Genomic DNA, 1,723 nt, shown 5'->3' on the forward strand with positions numbered 1-1,723 from the left:
GCCAACGATCCGGCCCAGCGAAGGCCGCCCTGGCCTTGTCGATCGCCGCCAGCGTCACCGTGTCGGTGATGTCGAATCCTTTCGAATTGCGTCGCCCGACCCCAAAAATCTGGGAAGGCCGGGCAATCGCCGGATTGGCGGCCGGACCCTGGCTCTCGACCGTTTCGAGCGGATCGCGCGCAATGTCCTCCGGCTCGACGTCCTCGTCGGTCAGTTGGTGTACGAAGGAGGAATTGGCGCCATTCTCCAGCAACCGGCGGACCAGATAGGCCAGCAGATCGGAATGCGCACCGACCGGTGCATAGATGCGGCAGGGCGTGCCTTCGGACCGGCGCACCGTCTCGTGCAGCGCCTCGCCCATGCCGTGCAGGCGCTGGAACTCGAAGGAATCGCGATTGTCCGCCATCGCCAAGATGGCGGCGACGGTGTGGGCATTGTGGGTGGCGAATTGCGGATAGATGCGGTCGGTCATCGACAAAAGCTTCTTCGCGCAAGCCATGTAGGAAACGTCGGTGTTGGTCTTGCGGGTGAAGACTGGATAGCCTGACAGTCCGAGCGTCTGCGCGCGCTTGATCTCGGTGTCCCAATAGGCACCCTTGACCAGCCGCACCATGATGTTGCGGTCGTATTTCCTGGCCAGCGCATAGAGCCAATCGATGGCGAAGGCCGCGCGTGGCCCATACGCTTGCACCACCACGCCAAAGCCGTTCCAACCGGCGAGCTCCGGCTCGGCCAGCACCCGCTCGATGACGTCGAGCGACAGATCGAGGCGGTCGGCCTCCTCGGCATCGATGTTGAGGCCCATGCGCGAATGGCGCGCGGCCAGCGCCAGCGACAGGAGCCGGTCTGCCATCACAGGCAGCATCTCGTCTTTCTGCGCCACCTCGTAGCGCGGATGCAGCGCCGAAAGCTTGACCGAGATGCCGTGGTTCTGCCTGATGTCAGGACCGTTGGAGCCGGAATCGAGCGACGAAATCGCGTCGGCATAGGCCTTGTGATAGCGCAAGGCGTCGGCCTCGGTGCGGGCTGCCTCGCCCAGCATGTCGAAGGAGTAGAGATAGCCCTTCTGCGTCATCGGCCGGCCTCGCTTGACGGCTTCCGTGATGGTGCGGCCGAGCACGAACTGCTCGCCCATCTCGCGCATGGCGGCGGCCACCGCCTTGCGGATGACCGGCTCGCCGAGCCGCCGCACCATAGAACGCAGCGTGCCCTCGATGCCGCCCTCGCCCTCATCGAGGACGCGGCCGGTCAGCATCAGCGCCCAGGTCGAGGCATTGACGAAGATGGAGCTTGAACCGCCCGAATGCGCCGACCAGTCGTGCGGCGCGATCTTGTCGGCGATGAGGTCGTCCATCGTTTCGGTGTCAGGCACACGCAACAGCGCCTCGGCCAGGCACATCAGCGCCACGCCTTCCTTGGTGGAGAGACCATAGGCCGAGAGGAAGACTTCCATCAGCCGAGGATCCGACGAGCCGCGCACCGCCCGCACCAGATCGGCGGCCCGTGCCGAGATCGCCTTGCGGTCTTTCACTGAAAGGCCCGTCGTCTCGGCCAGTCGCTTCACGGCCTCGTCTTCGTCGGGCAGGTAGTTGGCGCGGATCTGCTGGCGGATGGCATCAAGCGCTGGCATGGCGGTCCCGTGGATCGAGCAAAGGGGATCGGGCCGGCGGTCACCGGGCCGAATGGCGCAAGCTAGCACAAGGGTGGATTTTCAGTCGGTCCG

The 1,723-nt window shown here is 65.1% G+C and carries 1 protein-coding gene; it reads right to left on the minus strand.

Annotation, left to right across the window (positions count from 1 at the left end):
- Positions 1-1,630: proline dehydrogenase family protein (locus EN964_RS33725; protein ID WP_206528804.1), on the minus strand; the 1,630-nt coding region annotated here is incomplete at its 3' end.
- Positions 1,631-1,723: the final 93 nt, after the last annotated feature.

Source organism: Mesorhizobium sp. M7A.F.Ca.CA.001.10.2.1, assembly GCF_003998575.1.
Classification (GTDB): domain Bacteria; phylum Pseudomonadota; class Alphaproteobacteria; order Rhizobiales; family Rhizobiaceae; genus Mesorhizobium.